The organism is Xanthobacter dioxanivorans (assembly GCF_016807805.1).
Lineage (GTDB): Bacteria > Pseudomonadota > Alphaproteobacteria > Rhizobiales > Xanthobacteraceae > Xanthobacter > Xanthobacter dioxanivorans.
In genome coordinates this window covers 2,028,644-2,054,970 of sequence record NZ_CP063362.1, presented here as the reverse complement: position 1 = coordinate 2,054,970, position 26,327 = coordinate 2,028,644, and the positions used below count along the sequence as shown (strand labels likewise).

The 26,327-nt window shown below is 70.0% G+C and carries 25 protein-coding genes, 1 tRNA gene and 2 pseudogenes; 15 read left to right on the top strand and 13 right to left on the bottom strand.

Features of this window, described 5'->3' with window-relative positions:
- Positions 1-81: 81 nt before the first annotated feature.
- The 3 genes from EZH22_RS09695 (at position 82) to EZH22_RS09685 (ending at position 3,095) form a co-directional block, all read left to right on the top strand.
- The gene (locus EZH22_RS09695; RefSeq protein WP_203195432.1) at positions 82-1,008 is read left to right on the top strand and encodes a sulfite exporter TauE/SafE family protein; all 927 of its coding nucleotides are present in this window, start codon (positions 82-84) and stop codon (positions 1,006-1,008) included.
- Entirely contained in the window at positions 1,005-1,781 is a 777-nt protein-coding gene (locus EZH22_RS09690; protein WP_231711404.1) for a TIGR02186 family protein, read from the top strand. Before EZH22_RS09695 ends, EZH22_RS09690 begins: the two co-directional genes overlap by 4 nt.
- A gap of 531 nt (positions 1,782-2,312) precedes the next feature.
- Positions 2,313-3,095 carry an enoyl-CoA hydratase-related protein gene (locus EZH22_RS09685; RefSeq protein WP_203195431.1) on the top strand — a complete coding sequence of 261 codons (783 nt, stop codon included), beginning with the start codon at positions 2,313-2,315 and terminating at the stop codon, positions 3,093-3,095.
- 24 nt (positions 3,096-3,119) lie between these two features.
- On the opposite strand, the gene EZH22_RS09680 is transcribed toward EZH22_RS09685, so the two are convergent.
- A complete protein-coding gene (locus EZH22_RS09680) occupies positions 3,120-3,485 on the bottom strand; it encodes a hypothetical protein (RefSeq protein ID WP_203195430.1) in 366 nt (121 codons plus the stop codon).
- 348 nt (positions 3,486-3,833) lie between these two features.
- Here EZH22_RS09680 and EZH22_RS09675 point away from each other — a divergent pair.
- Positions 3,834-3,908, top strand: a tRNA-Gln gene (locus EZH22_RS09675).
- A gap of 148 nt (positions 3,909-4,056) precedes the next feature.
- The gene (locus EZH22_RS09670; RefSeq protein ID WP_203195429.1) at positions 4,057-5,115 is read left to right on the top strand and encodes an MBL fold metallo-hydrolase; all 1,059 of its coding nucleotides are present in this window, start codon (positions 4,057-4,059) and stop codon (positions 5,113-5,115) included.
- Positions 5,116-5,184: 69 nt separating this feature from the next.
- Here EZH22_RS09670 and pap read toward each other — a convergent pair whose 3' ends face one another.
- The 4 genes from pap to EZH22_RS09650 all read right to left on the bottom strand — a co-directional run bounded on the left by pap (position 5,185) and on the right by EZH22_RS09650 (position 8,925).
- A complete protein-coding gene (gene pap / locus EZH22_RS09665) occupies positions 5,185-6,672 on the bottom strand; it encodes a polyphosphate:AMP phosphotransferase (protein WP_203195428.1) in 1,488 nt (495 codons plus the stop codon).
- 45 nt (positions 6,673-6,717) lie between these two features.
- Positions 6,718-7,170: a MaoC family dehydratase gene (locus tag EZH22_RS09660; RefSeq protein ID WP_203195427.1), complete on the bottom strand. Its 453-nt coding sequence runs from the start codon at positions 7,168-7,170 to the stop codon at positions 6,718-6,720.
- Between the two features lie 237 nt (positions 7,171-7,407).
- Entirely contained in the window at positions 7,408-8,364 is a 957-nt protein-coding gene (locus EZH22_RS09655; protein ID WP_203195426.1) for a DnaJ C-terminal domain-containing protein, read from the bottom strand.
- Positions 8,365-8,493: 129 nt separating this feature from the next.
- Positions 8,494-8,925: an RT0821/Lpp0805 family surface protein gene (locus tag EZH22_RS09650; RefSeq protein WP_203195425.1), complete on the bottom strand. Its 432-nt coding sequence runs from the start codon at positions 8,923-8,925 to the stop codon at positions 8,494-8,496.
- Positions 8,926-9,004: 79 nt separating this feature from the next.
- On the opposite strand from EZH22_RS09650, the gene pdxH reads away from it, so the two are divergent.
- Both pdxH and EZH22_RS09640 read left to right on the top strand, forming a co-directional pair.
- On the top strand, positions 9,005-9,646 hold the full coding sequence (pdxH, locus tag EZH22_RS09645) for a pyridoxamine 5'-phosphate oxidase (RefSeq protein WP_203195424.1): 642 nt from the start codon (positions 9,005-9,007) through the stop codon (positions 9,644-9,646).
- A 93-nt stretch (positions 9,647-9,739) separates the two neighbouring features.
- Positions 9,740-10,455: pseudogene (locus EZH22_RS09640) on the top strand (SDR family NAD(P)-dependent oxidoreductase).
- A gap of 36 nt (positions 10,456-10,491) precedes the next feature.
- On the opposite strand, the gene EZH22_RS09635 reads toward EZH22_RS09640, so the two are convergent.
- Together EZH22_RS09635 and EZH22_RS09630 are read right to left on the bottom strand one after the other, a co-directional pair.
- On the bottom strand, positions 10,492-11,466 hold the full coding sequence (locus tag EZH22_RS09635; RefSeq protein WP_203195423.1) for a magnesium transporter CorA family protein: 975 nt from the start codon (positions 11,464-11,466) through the stop codon (positions 10,492-10,494).
- Positions 11,467-11,611: 145 nt separating this feature from the next.
- Positions 11,612-11,824, bottom strand: a complete 213-nt coding sequence (locus tag EZH22_RS09630; protein WP_203195422.1) for a hypothetical protein — start codon at positions 11,822-11,824, stop codon at positions 11,612-11,614.
- A gap of 315 nt (positions 11,825-12,139) precedes the next feature.
- On the opposite strand from EZH22_RS09630, the gene EZH22_RS09625 reads away from it, so the two are divergent.
- A complete protein-coding gene (locus EZH22_RS09625; RefSeq protein WP_203195421.1) occupies positions 12,140-12,742 on the top strand; it encodes a L,D-transpeptidase in 603 nt (200 codons plus the stop codon).
- Between the two features lie 289 nt (positions 12,743-13,031).
- Here the strand turns inward: EZH22_RS09625 and EZH22_RS09620 are convergent, their stop codons facing one another.
- Positions 13,032-14,186 (bottom strand): extensin-like domain-containing protein, encoded by a 1,155-nt coding sequence (locus EZH22_RS09620; protein ID WP_203195420.1) that lies wholly within the window; start codon positions 14,184-14,186, stop codon positions 13,032-13,034.
- 158 nt (positions 14,187-14,344) lie between these two features.
- Between EZH22_RS09620 and EZH22_RS09615 the strand changes: the two genes are divergently transcribed.
- Both EZH22_RS09615 and EZH22_RS09610 read left to right on the top strand, forming a co-directional pair.
- Positions 14,345-15,088: an HAD family hydrolase gene (locus EZH22_RS09615; RefSeq protein WP_203195419.1), complete on the top strand. Its 744-nt coding sequence runs from the start codon at positions 14,345-14,347 to the stop codon at positions 15,086-15,088.
- A gap of 101 nt (positions 15,089-15,189) precedes the next feature.
- Positions 15,190-15,969 (top strand): DUF1499 domain-containing protein, encoded by a 780-nt coding sequence (locus EZH22_RS09610; RefSeq protein WP_203195418.1) that lies wholly within the window; start codon positions 15,190-15,192, stop codon positions 15,967-15,969.
- Positions 15,970-16,004: 35 nt separating this feature from the next.
- Here EZH22_RS09610 and EZH22_RS09605 read toward each other — a convergent pair whose 3' ends face one another.
- The 3 genes from EZH22_RS09605 to EZH22_RS09595 form a co-directional block, all read right to left on the bottom strand.
- A complete protein-coding gene (locus EZH22_RS09605) occupies positions 16,005-16,724 on the bottom strand; it encodes an SOS response-associated peptidase (RefSeq protein WP_203195417.1) in 720 nt (239 codons plus the stop codon).
- Positions 16,725-16,794: 70 nt separating this feature from the next.
- Complete coding sequence (locus EZH22_RS09600) at positions 16,795-17,709, bottom strand: MBL fold metallo-hydrolase (protein WP_203195416.1); 915 nt, start codon at positions 17,707-17,709, stop codon at positions 16,795-16,797.
- 298 nt (positions 17,710-18,007) lie between these two features.
- Entirely contained in the window at positions 18,008-18,712 is a 705-nt protein-coding gene (locus EZH22_RS09595) for an outer membrane protein (protein WP_203195415.1), read from the bottom strand.
- 342 nt (positions 18,713-19,054) lie between these two features.
- Here EZH22_RS09595 and EZH22_RS09590 point away from each other — a divergent pair, with 342 nt between their 5' ends.
- Positions 19,055-19,396, top strand: coding sequence for a hypothetical protein (locus EZH22_RS09590; protein WP_231711403.1), 342 nt, complete (start codon positions 19,055-19,057; stop codon positions 19,394-19,396).
- 133 nt (positions 19,397-19,529) lie between these two features.
- Positions 19,530-19,826 carry a hypothetical protein gene (locus EZH22_RS09585; protein WP_203195414.1) on the top strand — a complete coding sequence of 99 codons (297 nt, stop codon included), beginning with the start codon at positions 19,530-19,532 and terminating at the stop codon, positions 19,824-19,826.
- A 160-nt stretch (positions 19,827-19,986) separates the two neighbouring features.
- Here EZH22_RS09585 and EZH22_RS09580 read toward each other — a convergent pair.
- Positions 19,987-21,902, bottom strand: a pseudogene (locus EZH22_RS09580) (propionyl-CoA synthetase).
- 250 nt (positions 21,903-22,152) lie between these two features.
- On the opposite strand from EZH22_RS09580, the gene EZH22_RS09575 reads away from it, so the two are divergent.
- Together EZH22_RS09575 and EZH22_RS09570 are read left to right on the top strand one after the other, a co-directional pair.
- Positions 22,153-23,796, top strand: a complete 1,644-nt coding sequence (locus EZH22_RS09575; RefSeq protein WP_203195413.1) for an acyl-CoA synthetase — start codon at positions 22,153-22,155, stop codon at positions 23,794-23,796.
- Positions 23,797-24,009: an alkylphosphonate utilization protein gene (locus EZH22_RS09570; protein ID WP_012114481.1), complete on the top strand. Its 213-nt coding sequence runs from the start codon at positions 23,797-23,799 to the stop codon at positions 24,007-24,009.
- Between the two features lie 35 nt (positions 24,010-24,044).
- On the opposite strand, the gene EZH22_RS09565 is transcribed toward EZH22_RS09570, so the two are convergent.
- Positions 24,045-24,491 (bottom strand): GSU2403 family nucleotidyltransferase fold protein, encoded by a 447-nt coding sequence (locus tag EZH22_RS09565; protein WP_203195412.1) that lies wholly within the window; start codon positions 24,489-24,491, stop codon positions 24,045-24,047.
- 84 nt (positions 24,492-24,575) lie between these two features.
- Here EZH22_RS09565 and EZH22_RS09560 point away from each other — a divergent pair, with 84 nt between their 5' ends.
- The gene (locus tag EZH22_RS09560; protein WP_203195411.1) at positions 24,576-26,324 is read left to right on the top strand and encodes an ABC transporter ATP-binding protein/permease; all 1,749 of its coding nucleotides are present in this window, start codon (positions 24,576-24,578) and stop codon (positions 26,322-26,324) included.
- Positions 26,325-26,327: the final 3 nt, after the last annotated feature.

Genomic DNA, 26,327 nt, shown 5'->3' with positions numbered 1-26,327 from the left:
TTCGATCAAAGGGCTTCAGCTTTCCTTGACCTGCCGCGCGCATTATAGGCCCGGCACCGACCGCGACCAAAAGGTCCGCCCGTGACCATCTACCTGCCCATCGCCGAACTGCCCGTCGCCATCTTCACCATCTTCGCCATGGGCCTTGCGGTGGGGTTCATCTCCGGCATGTTCGGGGTGGGCGGCGGCTTCCTGATGACGCCGCTGCTCATCTTCACCGGCGTGCCGCCGGCGGTGGCGGTGGCCAGCGTGTCGCCCTACATGGCCGCCTCCTCCCTCTCCGGCGCCCTGTCCTACTGGCGCAAGGGGATGATGGACATGCCGCTGGCCGGCGTCCTGCTCGCCGGCGGTCTCCTGGGGACGGTGGCGGGGGTGCTGCTGTTCCTGTTCCTGCGCACCATCGGCCAGGTGGACCTCGCCATCCGCGTGTCCTACACCCTGCTCCTCGGCGCCATCGGCACGCTGATGCTGGTGGAAAGCCTGCGCGCCATCCGCCGGGCGCGCCGGGGCGAGCCTGCGGTGGTGCGGCGGCCCGGCACCCGCGCCTGGTTCATGCGCCTGCCCCTGAAGATGCGCTTCCGCCGCTCGCGCATCTACATCTCGGCCGTGCCGGTGGTGGGCCTCGGCTTCATCATCGGCCTGCTCGGCGCCGTGCTGGGGGTGGGCGGCGGCTTCATCCTGGTGCCCGCGCTCATCTATCTCCTGAAGGTGCCGACCCAGACCGCGGTGGGCACCTCCCTCGTCCTCACCCTCGTCACCATGGCGGCGGCCACCGTGCTGCACGCGGAGGCCAACGGCACGGTGGACGTGGTGCTCGCCTTCGTCCTGATGGTGGGCGGCACCATGGGCGCCCAGTTCGGCGCGCGGACGGGGCAGACGCTGAAGGCGGAGAACCTGCGGCTGCTCCTCGGCCTCCTGGTGCTGTCGGTGGCGCTGCGCGTGGCGGCGGACCTGGTCAGCCGGCCGCCGGACGCCTTCGCCGTGACCATCGTGGAGCCATTGCCGTGATCTCCCGTCGCCTCGCCGGCGCCCTCGTCGCGGCAGGCCTTGCCTGCGGCGCGGCTCCGGGCCTCGCCCGCGCCGACCGCCTGGTGCTCTCGGTGTCGCAGCCGGAGGTGCGAATCACCTCCGGCTTCACCGGCGCCGACCTCGTCCTGTTCGGCGTCGCCGAGCCGGAGGGGGCGACCGGCGCCGCCGACGTGGTGGTGACCGTGCGCGGCCCGCGCGAGACCTTCATCACCTGGCGCAAGACCCGCATTCTCGGCCTGTGGGTGAATTCGGACAGCCGCACCTTTCTCGAGGTGCCGGCCTTCCTGTCCGTGCAGTCCTCCCGCCCCACGGCGGAAATGGCCGGCGCCGACGCGCTGCGGGCCGGGCAGATCGGGCTCGAGCGCAACATCTTCATGCAGCGCGTCGGCACCGACTTTGCCGATTCGGTCCCCACCGACCTGTTTCGCAGCGCCTTCCTGCGGATCCAGTCGGCCCAGGGCTTCTACGGCGAGAACCCGCGCGGCGTCAGCTTCCTTGCGCCCAACGTGTTCCGCAGCGAGATCTCCATTCCCGGCACCGCGCCGCTGGGTCGCTACGAGATCGAGGTGGCGCTGCTGCGCGCCGGGCGCGTGTCGGCCACCGCCACCACCACCTTCAACGTGCAAAAGACAGGATTCGAACAGAAGATCGCAGAATTCTCCCAGCACAACGGTCTGCTCTATGGTCTCGCCGTGGCATTGGGCAGTCTCGTTGTCGGATTTTTCGGAAACCTCCTGTTCCGGAAGGAATGAAGCAAGCGATTCGAGGCCCGGTCCGGCGCGGCGCACCGCCGAAAAGGCACAGTTCAAGGGCAAGCTATTACCAATGCGGGGGTCCCGCCGTACCATTGGCTCACTTTTTCCTTGAAAGCTGCTCCAACCGGCGCCACACACAAAGGCAACATCAGTCGGCGAGATGGAGATCTGGAGCTTCGCGAAGCCGTCTGCGCGCTTCGGGTGCCAAGCCCTGACCGGCGCCCGTTGGGGAACGGGGTGGCGTTACGGCGCCACCCCGGGAACCCTCGTACAGGCGTTTCCAGACCTCGCCCCTCGCCTTCCCCGCGCCCCATCGCCGATGCCCGCTCGCGGCCCGGTTCGCCCGGCGAAGGCCCTTGCGGGCACCGCCTCAGCTTCGGCGGGCTTTCCTCCCCGACGCGATCCGTTTAGACCGGAAGGCGGCCCAGCGGCGCACCGTGCCGCGGGCCGGCGAAGATCGGGGCGATACGGTCGGGCAGTGACCGCCGGCCAGCTGGTCCCGATCCGGCGCAACCGGGGAGATGAAGTGTGGCCGGCAGCATCGCCATAACCGTCGAGGGCGGCATCGCCCGACTGGTCCTGACGAATCCCGAACGGCGCAACGCCATTTCAAGCGCAATGTGGCGGGCGCTGAGCGCGTTCGCGCAGGAGGCGGCCGGCCGCACCGACATCCACGTGGCGGTGCTGCGCGGCGCGGGTGACCTTGCTTTCTCCGGCGGCGCCGACATCTCCGATTTCGATACCGCGCGCTCGGATGCCTCGGGCGCCCAGAGCTATGACGAGTTGGTGGAAGGCGCCTGCTCGGCGCTGGAAAGCCTGCCCTTTCCCACCGTCGCCCTGGTGCGTGGGGCCTGCGTGGGGGCGGGCGCCGCGCTCGCGGCCAGCTGCGACATGCGCATCGCCGCCGACGACGCCTTTTTCGCCATCCCGGCCGCCCGGCTCGGCCTCGGCTACGACCCGCGCGGCATGGGCCGCGTCCTGCGCGTGTTCGGGAGCCAGGGGTCCCGGCAGCTCTTCTTCACCGCCGACCGGCTGCCCGCGACCCGCGCCCATGCGCTCGGCGCGGTGGATGCGATCGCGTCGCCCGCCGAAGTGGACGCCGCCGCCGACCGCATCCTTCAGCGCATCTCCGAAAACGCGCCGCTCACGCTGAAGGCCGCCAAGCTCGCCATCCGCGCCGCCGAAACGGGGGCGGCCGCGCTTCTGGCCGACGCGCGGCGCGCCACCGCGCTCGCCAATGCGAGCGCGGACTATCGCGAGGGGCGGCGCGCCTTCGCCGAGAAGCGGGCGCCGCGCTTTTCCGGCAGCTGACGGCCGGCGCGATCGATCCCGCCCCTACTTGCCCTGGGCCTTGAGGCGCGTGTTGCACGCGCTCCAGTATTTCGGCCAGGTCTGGCCGGCGGGAATCTTGCCGGCCTCCTTCGCCGTGCGCCATTCCGCCCCGCACGTCGTCTGGCGCTGATGCAGGGCCGCCTGCGCGGGCGACTGGGCCGGCTTGGCCGGAGCTGGGGTTGCCGTGGTGCCCGCCGTGGTGCCCTTGGCGGCATCGCCGGCCGGCTTGGCCGGCGCCGTGGCGGGCTTAGCCGCCGGCGGGACCGCGGGCGTGGTGCTGGAGGGGGTGGTGGCCTGAGCGAAAGCGGGAGCCCCGGCAGGCAGGGTCGCCGCGAGGGCGAGGCAGAAGCAGACGGTGCGCAATTTCATTGCGCTGATCTCCGGGAGAGCTGCGCGGAACGGCGCGGCGCGTGCAGGTTCCATCTTAGGGACCCGGTCGGAAAAAAGCACGCGAGCGGGGCCGAAAAGCGGCGTCGAACGCGACGCCCGGCGCCCCGCCATCGGCGGACCCGGGCACGATGTCCGAGATCCCACCCCACGCGTCGGCGGGCGACGCGCAGGGAAAACGCCGGCGCAAGGGCCCCGTCGCAACCGGGCGGCCGCACGGATGCTCAAGCAGGCCGCGCACCCGCCGCGCGGATGCTCAAACAGGCCACGCATCCGCCGCGCGGATGCGTGGACAGGCGGCGTGCTCGCCTATATGGTCCGCCGCCGCGTTGGGGCGTAGCCAAGTGGTAAGGCAGGGGATTTTGATTCCCCCATCCCCTGGTTCGAATCCAGGCGCCCCAGCCACTTTCCGCAAGCACGGCGTCCCGCACGCACGGCATCTCCCCGTGCTCCTGCGCGAGCGTTTGCCGATGCGCGCGGCGGCCTGGGGGGAGAGGGTCTTTTCCCGAGCAAATGGATGCCATTTGCTCGGATCGCGCTCTAGATTGGCGCCATGTCCCGCCCCTATCATCACGGCGCGCCCTCGGACCATTTCGACGGGGAGCGCTTCTTCAATCCGGACCATCCTCCCACCGACAGGTCGCTAGGCGACCTGCTGCGCTGGCGCCGCGAGCGCCGGGAGCGCGGCGCCTGGCCCGCCGTGCCGACGCTGCCGTTGGCGGTCGATGCGCCGCCGTCCGCCGTCACCTCCGGCCTTCGGGTGAGCATGGTCGGCCACGCCACCCTGCTGATCCAGGTCGCCGGGCTCAACATCCTCACCGATCCGGTCTGGTCGCAGCGCGCGGGGCCCCTGCCCTTCCTCGGGCCGAAGCGCTTCACCGCACCGGGCATTCCCTTCGCGGCGCTGCCGAAGATCCACTGGGTGCTGGTCTCGCACAGCCATTACGACCATCTGGACCTCGCCAGCCTGCGGCGCCTGTGGCGGGAACATCGCCCGCGCATCCTCGCCCCCATCGGCAACGACATGCCCCTCGCCCGCGCGCTGCCGCGACAGGCCATCGACACCGGCGACTGGGGCGCGCGCTTCGCCTTGTCGCAGGACGTGTCCGCCGTGATCCACCCGGCCTACCACTGGTCGGCGCGTACGCTGAAGGACCGGCGGCGCGCCTTATGGGGCGGCTTCGTGCTGGAGACGCCGGAGGGCGCCATCTACTTCGCGGGGGATACCGGCTACGGATCGGGCGAGATCTTCCGCGCCCTGCGGCGCAGCCACGGCGCGCCGCGCCTCGCCATCCTGCCCATCGGCGCCTACGAGCCGCGCTGGTTCATGGCGGCGCAGCACGCCAATCCGCAGGAGGCAGTGCAGATCCTCGAGGATACCGGCGCCGCGCAGGCGCTCGGCATCCACTGGGGCACCTTCCGCCTCACCGACGAAGCGCAGGACGCCCCGAAGCACGCCCTTGCCGGCGCGCTCGCCGCGGCCGGCATCGCGCCGGACCGGTTCCTGCCGCTCCATCCCGGCGAGGTCTGGCAGGCCCCCGGCCGCTCAGTCCCGGCGGGAGGGGAGATCCGCGCGGCGGGCGATCACCGGGGCGACAGGTCACCCGCGTGAACGGCTCGGCGCGGCCGTCCTCGTCGCATAAGGTCCGGTGGCAAGCCGTCCCGCCTCGCCCCGCTCCCCCTATCCCAGGGCGGCTTCCAGCCGGTCGGCGATGGTCCTCAGCACCTTGACCCGCGCGAAATGCTTGTCCTCCGCCTCCACCAGGACCCACGGCGCGGTGCGGGTGGAGGTGCGGTCCACCATCTCCGTCACCGCCGCGTCGTAGAGCGGCCACTTCCCGCGGTTGCGCCAGTCCTCCGGGGTCAGCTTGAAGCGCTTGTAGGCGATGGACTCGCGTTCCTCGAAGCGCCGGGCCTGCTCCGCCTCGCTGATGGCGAGCCAGAACTTCACCACCACATAGCCGGCCTGCGAGACCTGGTCCTCGAAATCGTTGATCTCGCCATAGGCGCGGCCCCAGTCGTCGGGCCCGCACAGCCCCTCCACCCGCTCCACCAGCACCCGGCCGTACCAGGAGCGGTCGAAGATCACCGTGCGCCCGTGCTGGGGAATATGTCGCCAGAACCGCCACAGATAGGGCCGCGCCCGCTCCTCGTCGGTGGGGGCGGCGATGGGATGCACGCGGAAGCGCTGCGGATCCAGGGCCCGGCGCAGGCGCATGATGGTGGAGCTCTTGCCCGCGGCGTCCGACCCCTCGAACGCGACCACCAGGCCGGCGCGGCCGAAGGCGGGGGAATTGGTCAGGCGGGTGATGCGATTCTGCTCCCGGGCGAGCTGCGCCTCATACTCCGCCGGCGTCAGGCTCTGCGACAGATCGAGGGTGGACAGGATGGAGAAGGGTGGAAGGGCGCCCGGCACCCGGGTCGGGTTGGGCGGCAGCGGCTGCGGGGCCGGCTCCGGCTCGGCGGCGATCGCGCGCAGCGTCTCCAGCAGCAGGCTGCCCGCCATGGCGTCGCGATAGTCCACGTCGGCCGCAGGCACCACGTGCCACGGGGCGATCTCGGTGGAGGTGGCGCGGGCCGCCTCCTCGGATGCCTCGTAGAGCCGCTTGCGCGCCCCGGCTCCACCCAGTTCGGCCCATTCGCGCACCACGGGGCGCTGCCAGGCCCCCTTGGTCAGCGCCTTCAGGCGGCGGCGGGCCTCCTCGTCGTCGAGATAGAGCCAGATCTTCAGCAGGCTCACGCCCTCGGAGTGGAGCATGGCCTCGAAGCGCTGGATCTCCTGAAGCGCGGAGATGAAGTCGGCCCGCCCCATCTCGCCCAGCGCCCGCCTGCACAGGGGGGCGTGGTACCAGGAGCCGAGCATGACGCCGATCTGGCCGAAAGGCGGCAGCTCGCGCCAGTATTTCCACATGGGCGGGCGGTCTTCCTCCGCGCACGGCATGTCGAAGGTGAGCGTCTGCACCTTGCGCACGTCGAGCCAACCGTAGAGACGGTTCAGCACGCCGCCCTTGCCGGACCCGTCCGGCCCATGGATCAGCACGAGCAGGCTGCGCCGCTTCTGGTCGATCAGCTGGAACTGGGCATTGAGCAGGTCCTCGCGCAGGCTGGGCTCAAGCGCCTTGAAGTCCGCCTTGTCCAGGTGGTGCTCGAATTTCACGGACTCGAACATGTCATCCCCTCATCGGCGGGCAGCACGGGGAAGGTGGACGCCCCCTCAGGGGGATGCAACCTTCCGCGCGCCCGAGGATGGCACCTTCACCCACGCCTCCCCGTCGAGCACCACCTCGCCCTTCACCGTGCAGAAGCACGAGAGGCGCGCGCGGAATCGCTCGGGGATGAGCTCCACCACCCGCACTTCCACCTCCACCGTGTCGTCGATGCGCACGGGCGCGCGGAAGTTCAGGGTCTGGGAGATGTAGACCGCGCCCGGCCCCGGCAGCCGGGTGCCGAGCACGGCGGAGATCAGGCTCGCGGTGTACAGACCGTGGGCGATGCGGCCGCCGAACGGCGTCTTCGCCGCGAAGTGCTGCGACAGGTGGATGGGATTGCGGTCGCCGGTGAGCTCGGCGAAGCCGACGATGTCGGAGGACGACACGGTCTTCGACATGCGTTCGGTGCGACCCAGGGTCAGGTCTTCGAAATAGAGGTTCTGCAGCTCGAGAAACATGGGTCAACCCGCCGGCCGGAGTTCGGGGCGCGGACTTTAGAGCGCCGGCGCCTGCCTGAAAAGCCGGCAGTCCGGCGCCGCCGCTGCCCAAGGCGACGCCGGGCGCCACAGACCCGGTCCGATCCGCCGGCGGCGGCGCGGTCCGGCCGGCAAGGCGGTGCGCCCGCCTGCACCCGTCAGGGCCCGGCACGAGGCCGGGCATAACGGTCGCTTAGGAGGAACCCCGCCGAATACTGATCAGTCCTGGGCGGCGGCCTCGCGCAGCTTCTTCATCAGCGCTTCCAGTTCCTCGTCCTGCGCCTTGGGCAGCACGATGTTGGCCTTCACCAGAAGATCACCGTGTCCGCCCGTGGCGGTGGGCAGGCCCTTGCCGCGCAGGCGGAAGGTGCGCCCCCCCGAGGTCCAGGCGGGAATCGCCAGCTCGACCGCGCCGGTCAGGGTCGGCACCCGCACCTTGGCGCCCAGCACCGCGTCGGGCAGCGGCACGTCCAGGCTGTGGCGCAGGTCGTCGCCGTCCCGCTCGAACACCGCGTGGGGCGCGTATGTCACCGAGACGTAGGCATCGCCGGACGGTCCGCCCATGGGGCTCGCCTCGCCCTGGCCCTTCAGCCGCATGCGGTGCCCCTCGCGGGTGCCGGGGGCGATCTTGATGTCGATCTGCTTGCCGTTGGGCAGGCCGACCCGCTTGGAGGCCCCCGCCGTCGCCTCCTCGTAGGAGACGGGAAGGGTGATCTCCATGTCGGCGCCGGGCGTCGGGGCGAAGCCGCCCCCGGCCGATCGCCGCTGGCGGCCGAAGCCGAACAGGTCGCCCACGTCCTCGAAGCCGCCGCCACCGCGCGGCCCGCCGCGGCGCACGCCCTCGGGACCGAAGGAGAAGCTCTCGAAGATCGTGTCGCCGTCGAAGCCGGAGAAGCCGCCCGGCCCGCGCCGCGGCCCGCCGCCGCTGAAGCCGGAGAAGTCCGGCGCGCGCGGCTTACCCTCGGCGTCGATCTCGCCGCGGTCGTACTGGCCACGCTTCTCCTTGTCCTCCAGGATCTCGTGCGCGGTATTCAGTTCGGCGAACTTGTCCTGCGCCTTGGGATCGGAGGCGTTGGCATCGGGATGCAGCTTTTTCGCCAGCCGCCGATAGGCGCGCTTGATCTCGGCCTCGTCGGCGGTCTTCGAGACCCCGAGGACGTCGTAAGGATCACGCATGAAATCTCACCTCGCCGGCCGGCGCTCAGGCGGCCGGCCGCATCGGAAATGTGGTTCGCGCCGACAAAAATGCAACAGCGCAGCTGCCGCAGGCGACGGCTTTTCGTTCCGGAGGGGCGGTTTTCGTCCTCAAACCCGGCCGAGCACCCGCACCTGGGACAAAACGGTGCCCGAGCGGCCCTTGCAGGCCTCGCCCTGGATCCAGCGGTCCGCGGCCTTGCCGTCCACCAGCGAGATCATGAAGTCGCGGCATCCCGAGCCGCGCGCCGTGCCGATGGGGGTGGCGGTGCCGCGCGCCCCGCTGTCGCGGTTCTCCCAGGGGATGGAGGCGTCCTTGCTGCGCGCGGCGAGGGCCTGGTCAAGGGCGATCTTCGCCTGCGCCCAGTCCCCGGCGGAGACCCCGGAGGGGGCCGCGCCCTCCGGCACGTGGTAGGCGGCAGGGGTCGGCCGGACGGAGCCGGTGACCAGCGTTTCCTCGTCCATGGCCCCCACCGTCGAGCAGCCGCCGAGGGCCGCGACCACAAGCCATGCGGCCGGGAAGAGGCCGAGGCCTTCGCGCACGCGGGTGAGACTTCTATATAAGGAGATGCAGCGGCCCGCAGAGGCAGCGCGCGAACGGCGAGACACGAGGGGCTCCCACATGACCACGAGCACGACCATGGAAGCCCAGAACCCCTTAACATCCGGTGATTTCACGCAAGCCGGCGAACCTTTTCGCCTGTTCGCCGACTGGCTCGCCGAGGCCGAGAAGAGCGAGCCGAACGATCCCAACGCCATGACCCTCGCCACCGTCGATCCCGACGGCCTGCCGGACGCGCGCATGGTGCTGCTGAAGGGGCTCGACGAACGCGGCTTCGTCTTCTTCACCAACACCGGCAGTGCCAAGGGCCGCGAGCTCGCCGCCACCCCCAAGGCCGCCCTCGTCTTCCACTGGAAGTCGCTGCGCCGGCAGGTGCGGGTGCGCGGCCCGGTGGAACAGGTGAGCGATGCGGAGGCCGACGCCTATTTCGCCACCCGCCCGCGCCTGTCGCAGATCGGCGCCTGGGCGAGCACCCAGTCGCAGCCGCTCGAAGGGCGGTTCGCGCTGGAGGCCGCGGTGGCGGTGGCGACGGCGAAATACGCCATCGGCAGCGTCCCGCGGCCGTCCCATTGGACCGGCTTCCGCATTCTGCCCGTGGCCGTCGAATTCTGGCACGACCGCCCCTTCCGCCTGCACGACCGCGTGGTCTTCCGGCGCGAGGGGGAAGGAACGCCCTGGAGCAAGACGCGACTCTTTCCCTGATCCGCCCGAGAAGCCCTGCCCGCGGCGCGTTCCGTGCACGGGCGTCCTGAAAGCGAAGCCATGACCACCGCACCCGACCAGCCGCCGCGCATCATGCTCCTCACCGGGGCCTCGCGGGGCATCGGGCATGCCACCGTGAAGCGCTTCTCCGCCGCAGGGTGGCGTGTCATCTCCTGCTCGCGCCACGCCTTCCCCGAGCAGTGCCCCTGGGGGCGGGGCCCGAGGACCACATCCAGGTGGACCTGTCGAGCCCGGCCAGCACCAAGGCCGCCATCGACGAGGTCAAGGACCGCCTGCCGGACGGCAAGCTGCATGCCCTGGTCAACAACGCCGCCATTTCCCCCAAGGGCGAGGGCGGCGCGCGGCTCGGCACCCTCGACACCGACCTGGAGACCTGGGTGGATGTGTTCCAGGTGAACTTCTTCGCGCCCATCATGCTGGCGCGGGGGCTGTCGGCGGAGCTGGAGAAGGCGCAGGGCTCGGTGGTGAACGTCACCTCCATCGCCGGCTCGCGGGTGCATCCGTTCGCGGGGGCGGCCTATGCCACCTCGAAAGCCGCGCTGGCGGCGCTGACGCGGGAGATGGCGTCGGATTTCGGCCGGCGCGGCATCCGCGTCAATTCCATCGCGCCGGGAGAGATCGACACCGCCATCCTCTCGCCGGGGACGGACAAAATCGTGGCGCAGATCCCCATGCAGCGCCTCGGCACGCCCGACGAGGTGGCGAAGATCGTCTACGTGCTGTGCACCGAGGCCTCGTCCTACCTCAACGGCGCGGAGATCCACATCAACGGCGGCCAGCACGTGTGAGCGGGTCCGCCCGGCCCCGCGCTGGCGGGCCGGCCCCTACAGCCAGCGCCGCCACTTGAAGAAGAGGTAGGGCAGGATGCCCGAGATCACCATGCCCACCAGCGCCGCCGGATAGGCGTAGGTCCAGTCAAGCTCCGGCATGTGCTGGAAGTTCATGCCGTAGATGGAGGCGATCAGCGTCGGCGGCATGAGCACCACCGAGAGCACCGCGAAGATCTTGATGATGTTGTTCTGCTCGAGGCCCACCATGCCGATGGTGGCGTCCAGCAGGAACTGCAGCTTGTCGCCGAGGAAGTTGGCGTAGTCGGACAGGCCCGCCACGTCGCGGCTCATGGACTTGACCGAAGCCTTCGCATCCTTGGTCACCGTCGCCCCGTCGGTCTCGGTGCCGAGGAAGGACAGCAGGCGCTGGAGCGAGGCGAGGCTCTCGCGCGCATAGGAGACGAGGCCTTCCTTGCGGCCGATGTGGGAGAGGATGGCGCGGTAGCGCTGATTGGAGTTCTCGCGGCCCTGCGAGCGGTCGAAGATGCGCTTTGAAATGCGCTCCACGTCCGAGCCGATCTGCTCCAGCACGTCGGCGGCGCGGTCCACGATCGCTTCCAGGAGCTCGATCAGCAGCGCCTCCCCGGTGATGCCGGCGGGGCAGGCCTTGCCGAGCCGTCCGGCGACCGTGGGGAAGGCCTTGGGCTCGCCGTAGCGGACGGTGATGAGCCGTCCGCCCGAGAGGATGAAGGTGACCGCCAGCATGACCGGCGTCTCGGTATCGGCGCCGCAGAGGACGGAGGCGGTCATATAGCGCGCGCCGCCTTCCATGTAGAGGCGGCTCGACTGCTCGATCTCGCCCATCTCCTCCCGGGTCGGGACCGAGATACCCGCGAAAGCTTCCGTGAGGGCGTCGTCCGCCTCGGTGGGCGAGACGAGATCGAGCCACACGGTTTCCGCCGGGATGTGCCCTTCCGTTACGGGAACAACCCGGAGACTTCCTTCGGCGGCAACGTTGGCGAGGATCATGCGGCGGTTCCCAGCGGGATGTAGGGCCTTCTAGCCCGGCCCCGTCGCCGAGGGAATGGCCGCCGGCTGTCGCCGGGGGTCCCCGTCTCAATGGCACCCCGCCCCGGCCCCCGCGCCGGAACTGGGTCGTGCCGCATCCGCCGGCTCAGGCGGCGAGGTGGTCGATGTCCTTGAGGGTCACCACCCGGTTCGGCTCTCCGCCGCCCTTGGTCTCGGCGAGACGCTTCTCGCTCGCCTGCTGGGCAGCTGCGGCGACGGCCGAGATCCCGATATCCCGCCACTGCTGGCTCTGCGCCTGACGCTTCAGATCCGATTCCACCCGGGTGCTGAGCCCCTGCGACGGCTGTTCGGTAGACATGTCCTTCTCCTGTGTGGTGCGCTTATGATGATGCGGCACCTTCGCGTGACCCCTCAGAGATGGCCATCGACTGCGTCAAAACTGTGCAACCGATGCGACTTCTCCGGGGTCATACCGAGAGTAGGAGCCCAAATGCTTGCGAAACTCCGAATCCCCTGACGAAAGGTGAGCCGGTGCGGCATTTCTGCAACGCTCTCGCATAAGCCGACAGTCCTCACGACCTCGACACTTCAAGCACGGCGGACATTCGGTTAATTCAGACGGAGCGGGATCGAATCCACCTTGCGTGACAAGGCAGAGTATAAAGAGGCGAACATGATGTGGCGGGCGGTCGGGGCATTGCTGACGGGCTTGATGCTCAGCGGCTGCGTGTCGGGAACCTTTGCGCCAGCGCCGGAATCGGCGATGACGGCAAAAGACAAGCAGCTTCTCGCGAACAAGCCCTATCCAAATGTGAAGCCGTCGGGCGAGTATGCCCGGCACCTCGTCGAGTATCCGACGAACAAGAAGGCCGGTACCATAGTCATCGATACGCCGAACAAGTTCCTTTACTACGTGGAAGGGAATGGTAAGGCGATCCGGTACGGCGTGACCGTCGGCGAAGAAAGCCTCGCCTTCCGTGGCCAGGCCAAGGTGGGCCGCAAGGCGGAATGGCCGAGCTGGACCCCCACGCCGGAGATCCACCAGCGCATCGCCGGGCTGCCCTCCTATGTGGGCCCCGGCCCGCACAATCCCATGGGCGCCCGCGCCCTCTACCTCTACCAGGGCAGCCAGGACACCCTGTTCCGCATCCACGGCACCAACCAGCCGGAATATATCGGGCAGGCCATCTCCTCCGGCTGCATCCGGATGCTGAACGAAGATGTGATCGACCTCTACAGCCGGGTGCCGGTGGGCTCCGAAGTGGTGGTTCTCTGATCGCGCATCCGAAGGGCCGGGATCTGGATGAAAAGGCGCGGGTATCCCGCGCCTTTTTCTTTTGTGCCGGCAATGAGCCCACCCCTCCGCCCGCTGATGCGGACCGCGACGCGCAGCGCCTCGGCTGAATGGCGCATTGGCCGCGCAGCCGCTTGGCTCGCCGACCGGGCGGGCGGGCCGGACTTGCTGGCAGCCGGGGGGAAAGGGGGCGCCGGTCCTTCCGGGCGCGGGTCTTGCTCCCTCGGCGGGTCTTGCTCTCGCGGCGGGGTCTTGACCGGCCCGTCCCGGCCTACCGCGCCGCGGGTTTTGCGGGGCCTGAGGGCTGTGCCTCCGCGACAGGAGCCGGCGCCGCCGCGGGCGCCGCCTCGTCGCCGGCCTTCTCCCCCTTCGCGCCGGCGGGCTTTGCGCCGGCCGCCGGGGCCGCCTCCTTCTTGCGCGCCACCACCGCGCCGGCGTCCAGGTCCCAGCGGCACAGCTTGTAGTCCCGCTTGCGCACGGCGAGATCCACATGGACGTGGTCCTCGTGATAGCCGTCCGAGCCGGGGCCGAGCACGGTGGCGAAGCGGCGGCAGGCGCTGTCCTTCATGCCGACGCGCAGCAGGCGCGGCAGGCCACCTTTCTCCACCTTGATCAGCCGCCGGTCGGCCAGCTCGAAGCCTCCCACGTCCACCGCCTTGCCGAGGCCGTGCTCGCTCATGCGCGCGCCGGCGACCCGGTTGCGCGGGCGGCAGTCGTAGGAGGCGGCGATCTGCACCGCGCTGAGCTCGCTGCCGAGGGCCGCCACCGCCGGGCCGACGTCCTCGCGCATCCACGCCGTGAAGGCTGCCGCCACCTCGCACGCCACGATCGCCGCCGGCCTCAGCGCGACCATGCGGCCATCGGCCAGCCGCACGCCGGAGAGCCGGACGGGCTGGGGCAGGCCGCAGCTGCCGTTCGGCGGAATGTCTTTCTCCAGCGTCGCGAGCATCGCCCCCTCCGCCACCAGCTCGGCGCAGGCCGGGGCGAGCGCGACGGGCGCGGTGATGACGTCCGCCGGCGCCTCCTCTCCCTCTGCCGGAGCCTCGGGGGCGGGCGTCGCCTCCGGCGCCGCGCGGCGGGGCGGCAACGGAGCGAAAGCGGGCGCGCGTTGCGCCGGGAGGGCCGCGACTTTTGCGCCGACCTCCGGAGCCACGCGCTCCTGCGCCTGGCTCTCCTCAGCTTCCTCGTCCTCGGCGCGCAGCGCATCCAGTTCGGCCGGGCGGGCCGGTGGCAGCGGCGCCGGGCGGGCCCAGGCGGCGCGCGGCGGCAGGGGACGCGGCAAGGGCGGCGGCGCCATCGTCGCGGGGCCGGCCGGCCGCTTGGGCGGCAGGGGCGCCGGGGCCTGTGCCGCGGCGGCCGCGCCCGCGAGCAGGAGCAGCGCCAGCGACACCCCGGCGGAACGCTGCCAGAAGGCGAACGGGGACACGCGGCGGGCCGCAGCTCCGGCAAGACGGCGCAAGGGGGGATGGCGCGGCGGCGCAGGTCGTCGCGAAGGCATGATGATGATAGTAGAGAAGCTTCGGTGCCCGGTCGATACGGCGGGCCGGTGCTCACCCGAGGCGCCCGCGCGGCGATGTTGGTGCCATGCAAGACCTGACCGCGCTGCTGTTCGACAAGGACGGCACCCTCATCGATTTCAACCGCACGTGGGGCCGTGCGGCCGGCGCGGTCATCCGCGCAGTGGCCGGCGGCAGCGCCGAGGCGGAGCACCGGCTGGCCGCGGTCAGCCACTATCTGCCGGACGAGAGCCGGTTCCTGCCCACCTCCCCGCTGGTGTCGGGGTCGTCCGCCCATTACGGCCCGCTCTGGGCGGAGGCGGTGGGCCAGCCGGCGACGGCGGCCTTTCTTGCGCGCATCGATCAGCTCTTCGCCGAGGCGGGCCTGCTCCATCTCACACCGATCGGTCGTCCGCAGGCAGCGCTCGCGCGGCTGAAGGCGGCGGGGCTCGACCTCGGCATCGTGACCAACGACGCCGAGGCGAGCGCGCACCGGCAGGCGGAGGCGCTCGGCCTCTCGCACCTCCTGACGGCGGTGCACGGCTACGATTCCGGCTTCGGCTCCAAGCCCTCGCCGGGCATGGTCCGGGCCTTCGCCGAGCGCTTCGGCCATCGCCCCGGCCAAGTGGCGGTGATCGGCGACAGTGCCCACGATTTTGCCGCCGCGCGCGGCGCCGGGGCGCGCTTCATCCTGGTGCGCAGCGGTCCCATGCCGGTGGAGCACCTGCTTTCCGAGGCCGATCTCGTCATCGACACCGTGGACGAGCTTCCCGACCGGCTGCTCGGCCCGGGCGATGCCGCCTCTTTCCCGGGGCGTGAAAACGCGGTCTAGATAGGATACGTTCCCGCCGGGCCACGCCGCGATCCCGGCGAGCGCGCATCCCAATTTTCAAGGTCAGGCGCGGCAAAGGAAGGACGCGGACGGGCGAGAGCATGATCAGACGCCGTCTCTATGCCGAGGAGCGCTTTTCACCGCTGGCGCGGTGGAGCTTTCGCCTCGCCTTGTTCTGCCTGCCGGTGGTGGCGCTTTCGGCGATCCTCTACCGCACCGGCCTGCTCGACTTCACCCCGGCGGTGGTGACGTTGGCGGCGGGTCTCGGCCTCGCGCTGCTCGCGGCGATCCTGGGGACGGTGGCGTTCTTCATCACCTGGGAAACCGGCTGGCTGGGCATCGGCCGGGCCATCGCCGCGGTGGCCATTGCGGTCGCGGTCCTCGCGGGCCCCGCCGCCGTGCTCGCGCGCGGCATGATGCTGCCGCGCCTCACCGACATCACCACCGATTCCGCCGATCCGCCGCGCTTCCGTGGCCTCGCCCTGGCGCATCCGCGCGAATCCAATCCGCTGCAATATCCCGGCACGGAGGCGGCGACGGCACAGCGCCTCGCATATCCGGGAATCAAGCCGGTGGACCTGAGCGCCACGCCCGAGGAGGCGTTCAACGCCGTGCTCGCACTGGTGCAGAAGCGGCACTGGCGCATCCTGGATGCCATCCCGCCGCGCGGCACGCGCCGCGACGGGCAGATCGAGGCGGTGGCCGAATCGCCGCTGATGGGGTTTCGCAGCGACGTGGTGATCCGCATCCGGCCGACCCCCAAGGGGGCACGGGTCGATGCGCGCTCCGCCGCGCGCTACGGCATCCACGACCTCGGCACCAACGCCCAGCGCATCGAAAGCCTGATGGCCGACCTCGCCACCGAGCGCCGCAAGCGCTGACCCCCGGCACGCGGCGCAGCCACGCCGGCGCCGCTTCAGGCCGCGCCCTCCAGAAGCCGCAGGGCGGCGGCCGCCGTCTCCCCCGCGAGCGGCGCCATGAGGTCCGCCCCCTCGTTGCGCACCGCGTTGACGCGGAGAGAGACCGGCCGGATGGCGAGGTCCCCGCCGGGATAGGGCCGCAGCAGCGCGCGCGGGTCGCCCTCCCCGAGGAAGGCGGCGATGTCCTCTTCCGCGAGGATCACCGGCATCCGCCCGTGCAGGGGGCGCAGGCGCGGGTCGGCGGCGCAGGTGAGGATGCTGAAGGTCCTCAGCCAATGGCCGGTGGCGGGGTCCTTCCAACCCTCCCACAGGCCGGCGAGCGCCAGCAGACGCCCGTCGTCCCGGCCGATGAAGAAGGGCTGGCGCACCTTCGCTCCGGGCGGCCATTCATAAAAACCCTCGGCCGGCACGATGCAGCGCCGGCGGGCCCGCCAGGCGGCCCGGAACGACGGCTTCTCGGCAACGGATTCGGCGCGCGCATTGATGAGCCGCGCGCCGCCCGACGCATCCTTCGAAAACGACGGCACCAGCCCCCAGCGCAGCACCGAGAGGTGGCGCGCTCCGGTCTCGGGGTGCCGGCGCACCACCATCAGGTCCTGCGTCGGCGCCGCGTTGAAACGCGGCGGCGCGTTGGGCAGGGGTTCCGCCAGGGAGTCGACACCGAATTGCGCCGCATAGGCGATGGGCGCGCCATGCTGGACGAAGCGCCCGCACATGGCCTCATCGCCTCCGGCCGGAGGCCGGCACGGCCCCGCAGGACGGGAGGCACCGCATGCGCCGGCCCTTTCAGGCGGCGCGACGGAAGCGGCCGTCGAGGGCCGAAGCGCCTTCGGTGACCACGCGGCCGCTCTCTACCAGATGCTCGAGATGCGCCAGCACGGTCAGCGAGGCGGCACCCACGAGGCGGGGGTCGAGGCCGATATAGATGCCGCGCACGAGGTCGGGAATGGTCTCCACCTCCCGGTCGAGCGCCCGCAAAATCGCCGCCTCGCGCGCCCGGCGATGGTCGAGATAGTCGCGGACGAAGGCGGGCGCGTCGGTCACCGGGCCGCCATGGCCGGGCAGATAGATGCGCTCCGGCCGCGCCGCGAGGATCTCCAGCGACCGGATATAGTCGCCCATGGCGCCATCCGGCGGCGCGACGATGGAGGTGGCCCAGGCCATCACATGGTCGCCGGAAAACAGGAGATCGTCCTCGGCGAGGGAGAAGGCGAGGTGGTTGGCGGTGTGCCCGGGCGTCGCCAGGGCGGTCAGGGTCCAGCCGGCGCCGGCAACGGCGGCTCCGTCGGCCAGCACGATATCGGGCCGGAAATCCGTATCGGCGCTCGCATCCAGCGGGTTCACCTCGCCCCGCGCGAGCGGGCGGGCGGGCCGGTGCGGGCCTTCTGCGACCGTGACGGCGCCGGTCGCGGCCTGAATGGCGCGGGCGGCGGGGGAATGGTCGCGGTGGGTGTGGGTGACGAAGATGTGTGTCACCTGCTCGCCGCGCACGGCATCGAGCAGCGCGGCCACGTGGGCCGGGTCGTCCGGCCCCGGATCGAGGATGGCGACCTGGCCGCGTCCCACGATGTAGGAGCAGGTCCCGGTGAAGGTGAAGGGCGAGGGATTCGGCGCCACGATACGCCGGACCAGGGGCGAGACCTGGTCTACCCGGCCGGACGGCACATCGAAATCGCGATTGAACGGGATGTCGTCACTCATGAGGCGAAACTAGATCACCCCGGGGCGGGCGTGCAACGCGGGCGGCCGGGAAAACGCGGGACCAGCGGGCCGTTCAGCGACCCGCACCGTGGAGCGCGGGCTCGGGGCCCGGCCGCGCCCTGTCCATCGGCGGCGGACCCGGCGGCGGCTTCCCGAACAGACCCGGCACGGATCCGGACGAGCGCCAAGGCGGGAAACGCGAAGGCTGGAGAGGCCCGCGCCTGGGCTGAAGATGGCGGCTGAACGACAAAAAGCCCGCTGCCGAAGCAGCGGGCTCTGAGATGAAGCGAGGCTTCGATCAGAACTTGTAGTTCACACCAGCCTTGAAGGTGTGGAACTTGGTGTCGTTGCTGATGGTGGCCGGGATGCCGAGGGCCGCCAGGCTCAGGTCGTTGCTGCCGAGGTCGACGTACAGGTATTCCGCCTTGAACGTCCAGTTGTTGGTGACCGCGAACTCGCCGCCGGCACCGAGGGTCCAGCCCCAGTTGGTGGACGAGGACGAGAACAGCGGGACGCCGAGCACAGTCAGGTCGGTGCTGGTCTTGCCGTAGGCCACGCCGCCGGTGATGTAGGGCAGGAACCGGTCGATGGCATAGCCGAGGCGAGCGCGGATCGTGCCGAAGTAATCGACCGAGGAGCCGAAGCTGGCGACGGGCAGGCCGAGCACGGAGGCGTCGACGGTGCCGGAGATGTCCGACCACTGCAGGTCGGTCTCAAGGCCGAGCACGACGTTGTTGGCGAACTGGTAGTTGTAGCCGATCTGGCCACCGACGAAGAAGCCCGACGAGGTGATGCTCGCGTCGGCGAACGGCACGCCGGCCAGGTTCACGTCGTAGCTGAAGGAATCACCACCGTAGCCAACGTTGGCACCGATGTAGAAACCGGTCCAAGAGAACACCGGAACCGGCACTGCCTTGACCGGGTACTTCGTCGCCAGGTCAGCAGCCGCGGCCGGAGCCGAGAGCGCCGCCAGCGCGACAGTGGCGAGAAGGAACCGCTTCATGACCAACCCCCTTGCTTGGGTAAATTACGCTTTTGGGCGAATTTGTTTCGATACGCAGACGCTAGATACGAGTCATTTCGTCCAGTGGGATCTATCTAGCAGGGGTCCGATCCAAATGCCGTAACATTCCTGCCACAGTCGACCCAAAACAGCACAACCAAACGCCGAAATCCTATCACGCTACCGCCATCCATCGCGAGTCCCCAAAATCGCGCGCCGAAAATGCCCCCGCGCCGCTCCCAGCGGTAAATAGATTGTAAACACAGGGCCTTCAGCCGTCGTTCAGGTGAGGTAAGGGATGCTTCCAACGGGGCGGAAGGCGCGTCTGCAAAGGTCTCCGAGATGCAACTATTCCGATTCGCTCGCCGGTCGACCCCGCTGAATGCCGGGCCGGCCGCGACGGGCGCCGCGGCCATCATTGCGCTGCTCGCGGCAACAGGCTTCGCCGAGGCGCGGCCGGACACCCTCGCCATGAGCTGCGGCGAGGCGGCCGGCCTCGTCGCAGCTCATGGCGCCATCGTGCTGGGGACGGGCCCCAACCTCTACGACCGCTACGTGCGCGAGCTGCGCTTCTGCTCGGGTTTCGAGCAGCTCAAGCCGGAATGGGTGAAGACCAGGGACAATCCCCAGTGCTTCATCGGCTACACCTGCTACGTGCCCACCCGCGACAACAACTTCCGTTGAACGTGCGCGCGTGGGCCGGGCCTTGTGATATCGAGCGCCGCGCCCCAGCTATCCGGGGGGCGTGTCGACGGGCGCGAAAGACCCCGCCGGCGGAGTGCCGGGCGGCTCGCCCAGGGTCCAGCGGAGAGGTGCCATGAAGAAGATTGCCGTGGTGACGGGTGCGCTGCTGCTGGCGGGCGCCGGCGGCGCTTTGGCCCAGACCCCCAGCATCACCCTCACCTGCGGGCAGGCCGCGGACTTGGTGCGGACCCGCGGCGAGGCCCTGCTGGCGACGTCCCGCACCCTGTACGACCGCTACGTCCGCGATCGCAGCTTCTGCGTCTACGACCAGGACACCCGGCCGGAATGGGTCCCGACCAGGGACAACCCGCAATGCTTCATCGGCTATACGTGCTTCGAGCCGTCGCGCGGCGGCGGTCGCAGCCCGTAGGGCATGCGCCGATCCGCTTGCACCGCACGCGGATCGCGTCACGCGTTCGCTATCAACGCTCCGGCACCGGCGGCGCCGCCCGGAAACGAGAACGCCGCGCCCGGAGGGCACGGCGCTTCACGCAAGGTTTCGAGGCCGGTGGCTTGACGCCCGTGAGCCGTCAGGCGATGCCGCGCGACTTCAGCACCCCTTCGATCTCCTCCAGCACCCCCGGATCGTCGATGGTGGCGGGGATGGACCAGGGGTCGTGATCGGCGATCTTCTTCATGGTGCCGCGCAGGATCTTGCCCGAGCGCGTCTTGGGCAGGCGGTCCACGGTGACCGCCAGCTTGAAGGCGGCGACCGGGCCGATGCGGTCGCGCACGAGGCCGACCAGTTCCTTCTCGATCACCGCGTGGGCGCGCCGCTCGCCGGCCTTGAGCACCACGAAGCCGCAGGGCACCTCGCCCTTGAGTTCGTCCTTCACCCCGATGACCGCGCACTCGGCCACGTCCGGATGGGAGGCCAGCACCTCCTCCATGCCGCCGGTGGACAGGCGGTGGCCGGCGACGTTGATGATGTCGTCGGTGCGGCCCATGACGAAGACATAGCCGTCATCGTCCATGAAGCCGGCGTCCGAGGTCTTGTAGTAGCCGGGATACTCGACGAGGTAGCTCTCGACGAATCGGTCGTCCTGCTGCCACAGGGTCGGCAGGCAACCGGGGGGCAGCGGCAGTTTCACCACGATGGAGCCCATGGTGCCCGCCGGCAGGGGCTTGGCCGCCTCGTCGACGATCTGGACGTCGTAGCCGGGCATGGGCACGGTCGGCGAGCCGAGCTTGACCGGCAGGAGGCCGAGCCCCACCGGGTTGGCGGCGATGGCCCAGCCGGTCTCGGTCTGCCACCAGTGATCCACCACCGGCACCTTCAGCTGCTGCTGGGCCCAGACCACCGTGTCCGGGTCGGCGCGCTCGCCGGCGAGGAACAGGGTGCGAAAGCGGGAGAGGTCGCGGCCCTGCTTCAGGGCGCAGTCCGGATCTTCCTTCTTGATGGCGCGCAGCGCGGTGGGCGCGGTGAACAGCGCCACCACCTTGTGCTCCTCGATCACGCGCCAGAAGGCGCCGGGGTCCGGCGTGCCCACCGGCTTGCCCTCATAGACGAGGGTGGTCGCGCCCAGGATGAGCGGGCCGTAGACGATGTAGGAATGCCCCACCACCCAGCCGATGTCCGAGGCGGTCCAGAACACCTCGCCGGGCTTGATGCCGTAGAGGTTCTTCATGCTCCAGGCGAGGGCCACCATGTAGCCGCCGGTGTCGCGCACCACGCCCTTGGGCAGGCCGGTGGTGCCGGAGGTGTAGAGGATATAGAGCGGATCGGTGGCCGCGACATCGGCGCAGGACGCGCTCTTGCCGGCGGCGGTCGCGGCGGCGCAGGCGGTCGCCCAGTCATGGTCGCGGCCCGCGACCAGCGTTCCCGGCCCCTGCGCGCGCTGCAGGACGAGGCAGGCCTCCGGCTTCACCGCCGACATGGAGATGGCGAGGTCGAGCAGCGGCTTGTAGGGCACCACCCGGTTGGGCTCGATGCCGCAGGAGGCGGCGAGGATCACCTTCGGCTCGGCATCCTCGATGCGGGTGGCCAGCTCCTTCGCCGCGAAGCCGCCGAACACCACCGAATGGATGGCGCCGAGCCGGGCGCAGGCCAGCATGGCGGCGATCGCCTCCGGCACCATGGGCATGTAGATGAGCACCCGGTCGCCCTTGCCGACGCCGAGATCCTGGAGGACGGCGCCGAGGGCGCCCACCTCTCCCAGCAGCTCGGCATAGGTGAGGGTGCGCTTGGTGCCGGTGACCGGGCTGTCGTAGATCAGCGCCGCCTGGTCGCCGCGGCCGGCGGCCACGTGGCGGTCGAGGGCGTTGTGGCAGACATTGCCGGTCGCGTCGGGAAACCAGCGGCCATAGACCCCGGCCTCGGGATCGAAGACGGCCTCGGGCGGCTTCGTCCAGTCGATGTTCTGCGCCGCGGCCCCCAGAAGGCGGACGGGTCGGCCTTCCAGGCGGCATAGGTTTCGCCGTAGCGGCTCGTGCCGGCATCAGACATGGACGTCTCCCTCGTCACTGTTCTTTATTGTGGTTAGTGCCCGGTCAGCTATTCACGACGCAAGTTCGCACAAATGCGTAAGACGTTGGTCGCGACGCCGGCCCGATGCGCGACCGCGACGTGAGACTTTCGTCGCGCGCGGGGCCGATTGCGCCGGCTTGCCGGGCTCGGCTACGTTCGCCCGCGCATTCGACCGGAATTTCGACGGCGCCACAAGAGACGCCACAAGACTTGCATCCCGGGGGACCAGATGACCGGCAGCAGCATCTACGACCTGCATCTCGACCGCAATCCGGCGAACCACCAGCCGCTCAGCCCGCTGGGCTTCCTGGAGCGGGCGGCCAGCGTGTTTCCCGATCACACCGCCGTCATCCACGGCCAGCTGCGCCGCACCTACCGCGATTTCTACGCCCGCAGCCGCCGGCTCGCCTCCGCCCTGGCCAAGCTCGGGGTGGGCAAGAACGACACGGTCGCGGTGATGCTGCCCAACACCCCCGCCATGCTGGAAGCCCATTACGGGGTACCCATGGTGGGCGCGGTGCTGAACTCCCTCAATACCCGCCTCGACGCCGCCATCCTCGCCTTCACCATCGACCATGGCGAGGCCAAGGTGCTGATCACCGACCGGGAATTCTCCCCGGTCATGAAGGCGGCCCTGGCCATGGCGGTGCGCAAGCCCGTGGTCATCGACTATGACGACCCGGAATTCACCGGCAAGGGCGATCGCGTCGGCACCATGGAATACGAGGACTTCCTCGCCACCGGCGACGCCGACTTCGCCTGGAGGACGCCGGACGACGAGTGGGACGCCATCGCCCTCAACTACACCTCCGGCACTACGGGCGACCCCAAGGGCGTGGTCTATCACCATCGCGGCGCGCACCTTCTGGCGGTAGGCAACGTGGTCACCTGCGCCCTCGGCAAGCATCCGGTCTATCTGTGGACGCTGCCCATGTTCCACTGCAACGGCTGGTGCTTCCCCTGGTCCATCACGCTGGCGGCGGGCACCCATGTGTGCCTGCGGCAGGTGCGGGCCAAGCCCATCTTCGACGCCATCGCCGACCACAAGGTCACGCACATGTGCGGCGCCCCCATCGTCATGTCGACGCTGCTCAACGCGCCGGACGCCGACAAGCGGCCCCTGCCGCACAAGGTGGATTTCATCACCGCCGCCGCCCCGCCACCCGAGGCGGTGCTCGCCGCCATGCAGGATGCCGGCTTCAACGTGGTGCACGTCTACGGGCTGACCGAGGTCTACGGCCCCTCCGTGGTGAATGAATGGCATGCCGGGTGGGATGCGCTGCCGGCGCAGGAGCGGGCCATCCGCAAGGCCCGCCAGGGGGTGCGCTACGGCGCCCTCGAGGCCCTCGACGTGCTGGACCCGGAAACCATGGTCCCCGTCCCCGCCGACGGCGCGACCCTGGGCGAGGTCATGTTCCGCGGCAATGTGGTGATGAAGGGCTACCTGAAGAACCCGACCGCCACCGACAAGGCCTTCGAAGGCGGCTGGTTCCATTCGGGCGACCTCGGGGTGAAGCATCCCGACGGCTACATCCAGCTCAAGGACCGCTCCAAGGACATCATCATCTCCGGCGGCGAGAACATCTCCTCCATCGAGGTGGAGGACGCCCTTTACAAGCATCCGGCGGTCAGCGCGGCGGCGGTGGTGGCAAGGCCCGACGAGAAGTGGGGCGAGACTCCGGTCGCCTTCGTGGAGCTGCGCGAGGGCATGAGCGCCACGGCGGAGGAGATCATCGCCCATTGCCGGACCCATCTGGCCGCCTACAAGTGCCCGCGCCACGTGGTGTTCGACGAGATCCCGAAGACCTCCACCGGCAAGATCCAGAAGTTCCGCCTGCGCGACATGGCGCATAACCTGGCCAAGGAGGTCTGAGTGGACGTGAAGGACGCCAACGGCGCCATCCTCAAGGACGGCGACAACGTCACCCTCATCAAGGACCTCAAGGTGAAGGGCACCTCGGTGACCCTGAAGCGCGGCACCTTGGTCAAGGGCATCCGCCTCACCGACGATCCGGAGGAAATCGACTGCAAGGTCGAGAAGGTGAAGGGCCTCGTGCTGCGCACCGAATTCGTGAAGAAGGCCTGAGCGGACGGCTCAGGTCACCAATTCGGGCAGCCAAATCAGGCCCCCAGGTCGTCCGGCGTCGGCCCGAGTTCCGCCAGGGAGCGCTCCTCCGGGCGCTTCCGGCCGGTGACGCCCTGCGCGCAGGCGCCCTCGAAGGCGTCGGACAGGGCGAACCGGTCCGCCGCCTTCAACGCCGCGATCAGCGCCCCCGCCTGCACCAGGTCCTTGGCGCGCCGGGTGGTGTCGCCGCCGCGCTTCTGGGCAAGGATCAGCTTGTGCCCGGCGAACCGCGCCGGACGGGGAATGCGCACGGTAATACCGGAACGGTAGAGAACCGCCGCATCCGTCGGGTCCTCGATCAGCCACGCCAGACGCCGGAGCGGCGTCGCGCCTGCCGCCGGCGCCGAAAGCGGCAGGGGATTGGGATCGGCCTGCTTGAGTTTACAGACACAAATCTCAAGTCCGTCTGAAACCGCCCCTTCACCCCTCTTCCCCTTCGGCACCTTTCCAATTGTTCATGCGGCGGCCATGGTTCCGCCATGCGGGCCGCGCCAAAGCTGCGCGGCCCGTGTCTGGAGAGTGCCCCCTTGCGCGCCTTGCTCAACCTTCTCGCCGACATCCGCCGGCTCGCCGTGCCCTATTTCAGGAGCGAGGAGCGCTGGAGCGCCATCGGCCTGCTCGCCGCCGTCATCGCCCTTGAGCTCGCCTGGGTGTTCGCCACCGTCCTCCTGAACGAGTGGAACGTGGCCTTCTACAATGCCATCCAGGACAAGGACTTCCCGGCCTTCAAGACGCAGCTCCTCATCTTCTGCGGGCTGGCGGCGGGCGCCATCGTGGTGGCCGTCTACCAAGTCTATCTCAAGCAATGGCTGGAGATCCGCTGGCGGCGCTGGCTGACGCGGCGCTATCTCGGCGCCTGGCTCACCGACAACGTGCACTACCGCCTGCGCCTGTCGGGCGACGCGGCCGACAATCCAGACCAGCGCATCTCCGAGGACGTGCAGCTGTTCGTCAACCGCACCATATCGGTGGGCATCGGCCTCCTGGGCACGGTGGTGTCTCTGGTCTCCTTCAGCATCATCCTGTGGAACCTGTCCGGCCCGCTGGCGATCCCGATCTTCGGCCACCAGCTGAACGTTCCCGGCTACCTGTTCTGGGCCGCGCTGATCTATTCCCTCTTCGGCACGCTCATCGCCCATTTCATCGGCCGGCCGCTGGTGCGGCTCAATTTCGACCAGCAGCGCTACGAGGCCGACTTCCGCGTCGACCTCGTACGGGTGCGCGAGAACGGCGAGCAGATCGCCCTGCTCGACGGCGGCCGGGCCGAGGACCGCAAGCTCGAAGGCCGCTTCACCCGCATCTGGGGCAACTTCTTTGATCTCATGCGGGCGCAGAAGCGCCTGACCTGGTTCACCGCCGGCTACAACCAGATCTCCACCATCTTCCCCTACGTGGTGGTCGCCCCGGCTTATTTCGCCGGGCAGATCCAGCTCGGCCAGCTCATGCAGACGGCCTCCGCCTTCTCCTCGGTGCAGGGTTCCTTCTCCTTCTTCGTCTCGAGCTACGTGACGCTCGCCGAATGGACCTCCGTGGTGAACCGGCTCACCGGCTTCGAGGCGGCCATCGCGGCGGCGCAGGCGGACGCGGGCCAGCCCGCCTTCACCGGCAGCGCCAGCGCCGACGGACCGGCCATCGCCCTCAGCGGCTTCGACGTGCGCCTGCCCGGCGGCGGGGCGCTGGTGGCCATGGACGACCTGGCCATCGCGCATGGCGAGAGCGTGCTGTTCACCGGCCCCTCGGGCGCCGGCAAGACGACGCTCCTGCGCGCCATCGCCGGCATCTGGCCATTCGGCTCGGGCAATGTGGAACGCCGTGACGGCCACCGCCTGATGGTGCTGCCGCAGAAGCCCTACGTGCCGGTGGGCCGGCTCGACGCCGCCCTCGCCTATCCGCGGCCGGCCGAGGAGATCGAGCCCGCGCGCATGGCCGAGGCGCTCACCGCCGTGGGGCTCGGCGCGCTCGCCGGGCGGCTCGGCGAGGAGGCCCTGTGGCCGCACATGCTCTCCCTCGGCGAGCAGCAGCGCCTGTCCATCGCCCGCGCGTTGCTGGATGCCCCGGACGTGCTGCTGCTCGACGAGGCGACCTCGGCCGTGGACGAGACCTCAGAGGCGGCGCTCTACCGCCTGCTGCGCGCGCGCCTGCCGCAGGCGACGCTGCTCTCCATCGGCCACCGCTCGACGCTCCACACGCTCCACGACCGGACCCTGCACCTGCACGGGGAGGAGGCCCCGCGCACCCTGAGGCCGGCCTCGGCCCCCATGTTCCAGGCGACCTGAGGC